Origin of the sequence: Aquimarina sp. AU58, assembly GCF_900312745.1 — a bacterium.
In the GTDB taxonomy this organism is placed as follows: Bacteria; Bacteroidota; Bacteroidia; order Flavobacteriales; family Flavobacteriaceae; genus Aquimarina; species Aquimarina spinulae.
Genome location: NZ_OMPD01000005.1, coordinates 119,010 through 125,272 on the forward strand (window position 1 = coordinate 119,010; position 6,263 = coordinate 125,272).

The 6,263-nt window shown below is 29.8% G+C and carries 6 protein-coding genes and 1 rRNA gene; 5 read left to right on the forward strand and 2 right to left on the reverse strand.

Annotation, left to right across the window (positions count from 1 at the left end; translation table 11 throughout):
* The first annotated feature begins 57 nt into the window (after nucleotides 1-57).
* On the forward strand, nucleotides 58-438 hold the full coding sequence (locus DK441_RS01330; protein WP_109097137.1) for a Fur family transcriptional regulator: 381 nt from the start codon (nucleotides 58-60) through the stop codon (nucleotides 436-438).
* Between the two features lie 4 nt (nucleotides 439-442).
* On the opposite strand, the gene DK441_RS01335 is transcribed toward DK441_RS01330, so the two are convergent.
* Nucleotides 443-1,582, reverse strand: a complete 1,140-nt coding sequence (locus DK441_RS01335; protein WP_109097146.1) for a class I SAM-dependent RNA methyltransferase — start codon at nucleotides 1,580-1,582, stop codon at nucleotides 443-445.
* Nucleotides 1,583-1,706: 124 nt separating this feature from the next.
* On the opposite strand from DK441_RS01335, the gene DK441_RS01340 reads away from it, so the two are divergent.
* The 4 genes from DK441_RS01340 (at nucleotide 1,707) to DK441_RS01355 (ending at nucleotide 6,080) form a co-directional block, all read left to right on the forward strand.
* Nucleotides 1,707-2,438: a cyclopropane-fatty-acyl-phospholipid synthase family protein gene (locus DK441_RS01340; protein WP_109097138.1), complete on the forward strand. Its 732-nt coding sequence runs from the start codon at nucleotides 1,707-1,709 to the stop codon at nucleotides 2,436-2,438.
* On the forward strand, nucleotides 2,438-3,115 hold the full coding sequence (locus DK441_RS01345) for a ZIP family metal transporter (protein WP_109097139.1): 678 nt from the start codon (nucleotides 2,438-2,440) through the stop codon (nucleotides 3,113-3,115). Before DK441_RS01340 ends, DK441_RS01345 begins: the two co-directional genes overlap by 1 nt.
* Complete coding sequence (locus DK441_RS01350; protein ID WP_109097140.1) at nucleotides 3,115-3,543, forward strand: DUF4268 domain-containing protein; 429 nt, start codon at nucleotides 3,115-3,117, stop codon at nucleotides 3,541-3,543. Before DK441_RS01345 ends, DK441_RS01350 begins: the two co-directional genes overlap by 1 nt.
* Nucleotides 3,544-3,953: 410 nt before the next feature.
* On the forward strand, nucleotides 3,954-6,080 hold the full coding sequence (locus tag DK441_RS01355) for an ATP-binding protein (RefSeq protein ID WP_160111908.1): 2,127 nt from the start codon (nucleotides 3,954-3,956) through the stop codon (nucleotides 6,078-6,080).
* Nucleotides 6,081-6,154: 74 nt separating this feature from the next.
* Here the strand turns inward: DK441_RS01355 and rrf are convergent.
* Nucleotides 6,155-6,262 (reverse strand): 5S ribosomal RNA (gene rrf, locus DK441_RS01360).
* Between the last annotated feature and the right edge of the window lies 1 nt (nucleotide 6,263).

Genomic DNA, 6,263 nt, shown 5'->3' on the forward strand with positions numbered 1-6,263 from the left:
TTAAAGCAACAGTGTTGCAATAATACAAAAAATATAGTTTTCAATTATGCTTTAAGGATGAAAAAAACAAGAAATACGCAAAAACAAGATTTCGTTATTGATATACTTACAAATGCAAAGCATACTATGTCTGTAGAGGCTATTTTAACAGAAATGCCTATAAAGGTAAATAAAACTACCGTATATAGAATCTTAGAACGGTTTGCTGAAAAAGGGAAAGTACATTTTGTAACTGGCGAGGACGGCAAAGCTTATTATGCGCTTTGTAATGATTGTAATATCAAACACGAAATGCATAATCATATTCATTTTCAATGCAAATCTTGTAAAAAAGTAACTTGTTTACCTTATGAAATAGAGGTTCCCGAACTTAAGAACTTTGAAATACAAGAAACTCAATTCCTCATGATAGGGATTTGTGATATGTGTATAAGCTAAGAGGTCAATTCTTATATTTTGCCTTTTTACTTCCCGCATACATTTCATACTTAACTAATCGAGCTTCTAACTTGCCGTTAAATACTTTTATTTTTCTGGATGGTCGAAGTCCGACATGTTTTAAGGCTTCAAGATTTGCAGTAATAAACCAGGCATTGGTACCTGGATAATTTTGTTTCAATGTATCTCCGATTTGCGAATAAAATTCTTCTATATCCACTTCTAATCGTTCATCATAAGGAGGATTAAATGCAATATGAAGCGGTCCTTCTACTTCTTTTGTAGATTCAAAGAAATCTCCTTCTTTTATTTTTATAAAATCAGTAAGATTAGCATTTTCTACATTTACATTTGCTTTTCTTACGGCCGAATATTCTTTATCTATCCCGATTATAGAATGATGAAAATCTCTCGTTTTATTCAGGCAGGCTTCTTCTATTTTTTCAAATAGATCTAAATCCCAATCTAACCATTTTTCGAAAGCAAACTCTTTACGGTTTATATTTGCCGGAATATTACAAGCAATCATCGCTGCTTCGATAGCCATGGTACCACTACCGCACATAGGGTCTAAAAAATCACTTTGCCCATCCCAACCAGAAAGCAACAACAGGCCAGCTGCCAAAACTTCATTAATTGGAGCAATATTAGTTGCTGTACGGTATCCTCTATGATGCAATGATCCTCCAGAACTATCTAATGACACTGTACATAGATCACGTTGAATATGAATATCAATCGAAAGATCAGGGTATTCTGTATCTACATTTGGTCTCTCGCCTGTTTCTTTTCTAAACTGATCTACAATCGCATCTTTTGTCTTTAATGCAATAAATTGAGAATGGCTAAAAATAGTAGAATTAACTGTTGCCGAAATAGCAAAAGTATCTTCTAAACTTAAATACTCTTGCCACCGTATACTTTGAATAAAATTATATATATCATTTTCGTTTCTTACTTTTTTGGAAGTAATTGGTTTTAAGATTTTTACTGCAGTTCTCAAACATAAATTTGCTTTATACATAAAGCCTGTGTCCCCATAAAAACTTACCATGCGATTCCCAATTTCTACTTTTTGAGCACCTATTTTTCTAAGTTCACTTGCAAGAACTTCTTCAAAACCATAAAGGGTTTTGGCTACCATTTTAAACGAATTACCCACTATTTTCTTTTTCGACACGAAGGTATTTAAATTTTTAAGTGTAAAGGTTTAAAACTTTAAACGACTTCTATAATTAAACCGTAAAAATACACTAATTTTGCGCCCTATGCTAAAAGATTCAACAATGTGGTATGCATCATGGTTTGACACACCATACTATCATATCTTATACAAAGATAGAGATCATACTGAGGCTAAAGACTTTATGGATAACATCACTAAGTATTTAAGCTTAGAAGCTGGTGAAAAAATTTTAGATTTAGCTTGTGGTAAAGGTCGACATAGTATCTATTTAAATACATTAGGTTATGATGTAACTGGTGTAGATCTCTCTAAAAATAGTATCGAATATGCTTCACAATTTGAGAACGAAACGTTAAAATTTAGGGTGCACGATATGTGTCAGCCATATTCTGAGAAATTCTCTGCTGTTTTTAATCTTTTTACCAGTTTTGGTTATTTTGACAAGGAAGAGGATAATTTAAATACGATTAAGGCTATTAAATCAAATCTAAATGAAAAGGGATTCGGTGTTATTGATTTTATGAATGTCGACTATATCATTCAGAATCTGGTAGCCCAAGAAACAAAAGAAGTTAATAATATCTTATTCAATATTAAGAGATACTATCAAGATGGATATATCTTTAAAGAAATTGGATTTAGAGATAATAACGAGGATTTTTTATTTACAGAACGTGTTAAAAGCATTACACTAAGTGATTTTAAAAATTACTTTACAAATGCTAATGTAAATTTGTTGGATATTTTTGGCAATTATCAACTTCAGAAATTTGATAAAACTACTTCGCCAAGACTCATATTAATTTTTAAATAGTGTATAACTATATATTATCCATAACAGCTGTATTTATAGGAGCTTTATTAGTTTTTATTTTTAAAACTTCTAACCAAAAGAGCTTAAAACTACTTTTGGCTTTTAGTGGTGCTTTTCTTCTTGCAATCACCATTTTTGATTTATTACCAGAGGTATTTGAAGATAATCTCTTTGCAAAACGTACCGGTGTTTGGATTATGATTGGTATTCTTCTTCAAAAAGTATTAGAATACTTCTCTAAAGGAGCAGAACACGGACATATACATCTTCATGAAGAGACTCGTCGGATTCCAAAATTATTATTTATTAGTTTAGGTCTGCATGCTATACTCGAAGGGTTTCCGATACACCATACAGACGGAATTTTATTAGGTATAATTATACATAAAATTCCTATTGCTATGATTTTGACCACATTTTTATTAAATACCAAAATCAAAAAAAGTGTCATTATCATATCATTGACTTTATTTGCACTAATGACTCCTCTGGGAACTTTTATTTCTGAAAATTTTACTATGATTCAGGATTATTATAAAGAAATTACTGCGTTGGTTATTGGTATATTTCTACACGTATCTACTACAATTCTGTTTGAAAGTAATGAAGGTCACAAATTTAACATTACAAAACTTATGGTTATTCTTATAGCTACAGTTACAGCATATATTATATAATGTTTAGTAAATCAGAATCAAAACAAATACGTCAGGAATTCTGGACCAGTTTTGGTAAAGAACACCCTCGTAAGTGGCTATTGTATAATACCAAAATTAAAGATGTAACTCTCAAATTTACATTTACTACAAAAAAGGCCCAAGTATCTATTGATATCGAACCCTATGATAAGATAATAAAGGCAAATTATTATGATAAATTCATTAGTTTAAAAAAGATTCTTACCAGTGAATTTATAGAAGATATTATTTATGATGAGTTCTACGAACTTGATAGCGGTAAAGTTATATCTCGTATATATGTAGAGATCGATAATGTAAGTATCCATAATAGGAATACTTGGTCCCAAACCATGGCTTTTTTATTAAAAAACATGGATAAACTTGAAGAGTTTTTTTTAGAGTATAAGGAATACATTAGTGATTAAGTTTGGTTACTAAAAGTGTTCGATACTCATTTATTGGCTACATATTCCTTTCTAAAAAGTTATTATTCTCCTCTAGGGGATTAGAGTGGGTTGATTTAAATACAATCTCATTTCATTTAAAAATTGATATAAATACTGTTCAACCACAATGGTAGTTATCCTAAATATATAGTTAGACAACTATGTAAAAAGTAAGTTTAAGACTACATTATACAATAAAAAATAAACAAAAATCTTATTTTAATCATGATTTTATGCATTTAAACTGATTATTTGGTATTTTTTTAATATATTTAAGTACCCCAAAATCTATGCTGAACATGAAGATTGTCAAAATTAAGAAGCATTACATATGTTTACTATGTATAAGTTTGCTTTATTCTGTTGTATACACTCAACAATATGAAGAAATGTCTTTCTCGGAATTAGAAAATGCAATTATCCATACCGAAGACCATTTAAATTCAACAATAAGAAGAGCCAATGGTATAATGATTATTGAAACAATAATTGATATTTCCGAAAAATTTAATCCTAAACAAGAATATTATTTAAAAGGATACTCTTACAATTTGCTTGGAAAAATTCACTTTTCGACTAAAGATTATAAAGAAGCACTTAGAAATTATAAAATTGCAGAATTATTTATAAAAGAACTTGAAGGTTTTCCGGAGCTAGCAATAGATATAAATAACAACATTGCCCTAGTATACATAAATGGATTTAATAAGCCTAAAAAGGCTCTTAAGAGGATAAAGCATATCTATGAGAAATCTGATGACTTAAATGAAAATTCACAACATATTTTAGCGTTAAACCTGGCGAATATTTATATAAAAACAAAGAATTACAATAAAGCATATCATCTATTAGAGAAATGTAAAAAATACTTTATTAATCAACAACAACAGCCTTCAAAATTAGCCACTACCTATACTAGTTATGGCGAATATTATTATCGTAAGAAAAAGTATAGTACCGCTATAAAGTATTATGAGTTAGCTGCTACCATTGCAGAAAAAAATCAATTGTTTAGACAGGCAATGACTATTTATAAAAAATATGAAGATTTATTGGTTAAAATTGGAAAAGAGGATAAGGCATATTTAATTCTAAAAAAATATACAAAGCATCATCAAACTGCACTCGAAATAGAAAAATTAGAGGCCGAACAATATAAAAAACAGTTAATTGTAAGTGAAGAAAAAAACACTATAGAAACTCAAAAAGCACAACAATCAAAGACCATATCTATTTTTACGGTCTCTTTACTGCTATTATGTTTAATACTCTTTTGCTTCTTTATTTATAATCATCGAAAAACAAAAATCCTAGGAAAATCCCTTGCTTTACGAAATAAACAACTTAAAATTTCTAAAGAAAAATCTGACCATCTAGCAGCTGTAAAAACAAAATTTATATCCACTGTTAGTCATGAACTCAGAACTCCATTATATGGAGTGGTAGGATTATCATCAATCTTAATGGAGCGAATTAAAGATGAAGAAAATCATAAGTTTATAAAATTAATGAAGTTTTCGGCAGATCATTTACTAAATCTTATTAATGATGTACTTCAGGTTTCTAAAATGGAATCTTATGAAATACGTCTTGACAAATCTACTTATGACATTAAAAATCTAGCCGATGATATTAAAAACTCATTCGAATATCAAGCAGATAAAAACGGAAATACTTTACATCTCAATTTCGACCCCAATATCCCCAATTTGCTTATTGGAGATTCTGTAAGGTTATCTCAGATTTTTATTAACCTTATCAGTAATGCTAATAAATTTACTAAAAAAGGAAACATTTGGTTAAATTTTATAAACCCAATTATTATCGATAATACGGTTGAAATAACTTTTGAAATAAAAGATGACGGAAGAGGAATTCCCTTAGATAAACAAGAAATAATCTTTGATAAATTTTCTCAAGCTAATTCTAAAGATCATACTACAGGTACCGGTCTCGGATTACATATAGTTAAGAACTTAGTTGATCTGCATGGAGGAGACATCAAAATAAAAAGTACTCCAGGGCAAGGTTCTACATTCTATTTTACTATCTCTTTCGAAATTGATACCGTGAGTGAAGTAAACAATACAACAAATAACACCAAAAATTGTATTTCATTACTAAACACTAAAGAATATAAGATTCTGATTGTTGAGGATAATAAAATAAATCAAATAGTCACCCAAAACATTCTTAAAACAAAGGGATATTATTCTGAAATTGCTGATGATGGACTGATAGCGATCGAAATGGTGAAAGAAAAAAAGTATGATCTTATATTAATGGATTTAAACATGCCTAATATGGGCGGGATGGAATCTACCAAGATAATTAGAGAATTTAATTCTGATGTGCCTATTATAGCGTTGACTGCCTCGGATACTCAGGATACTATAAAAGCAATACTTAATTCAGATTCTGGTTTCAGTGATTTTATGAGAAAGCCATACAAAAGTGAAGAGTTTTTCAGGAAAATTGAATTGAATATTACCAGTAAAATTTCAAAGGCTTCGTAAATGATATTGAAGTATACTAAATTACTTTTCAAACATAAAAAAAACCCTTCATAATTATTATGAAGGGTTTTCAAGGAAGGCGGTGACCTACTCTCCCACGATTGTAGTACCATTGGCGCTAACGGGCTTAACTTCTCTGTTCGGAATGGTAAGAGGTGAGCCCCGATGCTATAACCACCTTAA

Bases quoted from the DNA above. Each gene is read 5' to 3' on its own strand.
- DK441_RS01335 (WP_109097146.1), bottom strand. From the start codon at position 1,582: ATGGTAGCCAAAACCCTTTATGGTTTTGAAGAAGTTCTTGCAAGTGAA.
- DK441_RS01355 (WP_160111908.1), top strand. From the start codon at position 3,954: ATGTCTTTCTCGGAATTAGAAAATGCAATTATCCATACCGAAGACCAT.
- DK441_RS01330 (WP_109097137.1), top strand. From the start codon at position 58: ATGAAAAAAACAAGAAATACGCAAAAACAAGATTTCGTTATTGATATA.
- DK441_RS01350 (WP_109097140.1), top strand. From the start codon at position 3,115: ATGTTTAGTAAATCAGAATCAAAACAAATACGTCAGGAATTCTGGACC.
- DK441_RS01340 (WP_109097138.1), top strand. From the start codon at position 1,707: ATGCTAAAAGATTCAACAATGTGGTATGCATCATGGTTTGACACACCA.